The organism is Streptomyces sp. NPDC054841, assembly GCF_053611045.1.
Genome location: NZ_JBSGZO010000909.1, coordinates 1 through 1330, shown reverse-complemented (window position 1 = coordinate 1330; position 1330 = coordinate 1). Strand labels below are relative to the sequence as shown.

Genomic DNA, 1330 nt, shown 5'->3' with positions numbered 1-1330 from the left:
GCCCCATCGCCGGCGCCAGACGTGCCCGAAACGAAGTCACCGAACGCGGCAGCGTGCAGCGCCGCATCCAGCAGCGCCGGATGCAGACCGAACCCCTCTCCCGTGACACCCTCAGGCAGGGTCACCTCGGCAAAGACCTCATCCCCCAGCCGCCAAGCCGCCCGCACACCCTGGAAGACCGGACCATAGGACAGCCCAGTCGCCGCGAATGCCTCATAGAAGGCCTCAGGCTCCACATCCACCGGTTCAGCACCCCGCGGCGGCCACACCGACAGATCGAACCCCGCCTCAGGCAGAGCACCAGTCAGCACACCCTTCGCGTGCTGCGTCCAGGCCTCGTCCAGCTCTGCCTCCTCCGACCGGGAGTAGATGGCGACCTGACGACGACCCGTCTCATCCGAGGCGTCCACAGTCGCTCGGAGAGCCACTCCGCCCCGTTCCGGAACGATCAGTGGTGCGTCGAGGGTGAGGCCTTCCAGCGTGCCGCATCCGACCTGGTCCCCGGCCTGGATGGCCAGCTCCACCAGCGCGGACCCGGGCAGCACCACGGAGCCCAGCACCGCGCACTCGGCCAGCCACGGGTGGGACTGGAGCGACAGCCGTCCCGTCAGCACGGCGCCGTCCGAGCGCGGCAGCCAGATGGTCGCACCCAGCAGCGGGTGCCCGATGGCCCGCTGGCCCACCGACGCGACGCCGCCGCTGTTACCGGACTTCTCCAGCCAGTAGCGCTGGTGCTGGAAGGCGTACGTCGGCAGGTCCACCCGACGCCCGCCACGCCCGGCGAACGCCCCCTCCCAGTCCAACTCCACGCCGCGCGTGTGCACCGCACTCACCGCAGCGGTCAGCGTGTCCGCCTCCGCGCGGTCCCTCCGCAGCGCAGACGCAAAGACGACCTCCGCGTTCTCGGGCACACACTCCTGCCCCATGCCGCAGAGGATTCCGTCGGGCCCCAGCTCCAGGTACGTGCTCACGCCCTGCTCGTTGAGGCAACGCATGCCGTCCGCGAACCGGACCGCACCACGCACATGACGCACCCAGTACCCGGGGTCGCACAGCTCCTCCGCCGACGCCGGCCCGCCCGTCACATTCGACACCACCGCAATGCGCGGCGCCGCGTACGTGATGCCCTCGGCGACGGCCCGGAACTCGTCCAGCATCGGATCCATCAGCGGCGAGTGGAACGCATGGCTGACCCTCAGACGGCGCGTGCGGCAACCCTGCTCCTGCCAGTACGCAACCGCCTCATCCACCACCGCCTCATCACCGGACACGACGACGGACGTCGGACCGTTGATCGCCGCGATCGACACCCGGTCCTCACGGCCGGCCA

General features: G+C 70.3%; 1 protein-coding gene. It reads right to left on the bottom strand.

Annotation, left to right across the window (positions count from 1 at the left end):
- Nucleotides 1-1330 (bottom strand): acyltransferase domain-containing protein (locus ACWGI8_RS44360; RefSeq protein ID WP_453669309.1); only part of this gene is annotated, 1330 nt, incomplete at both ends.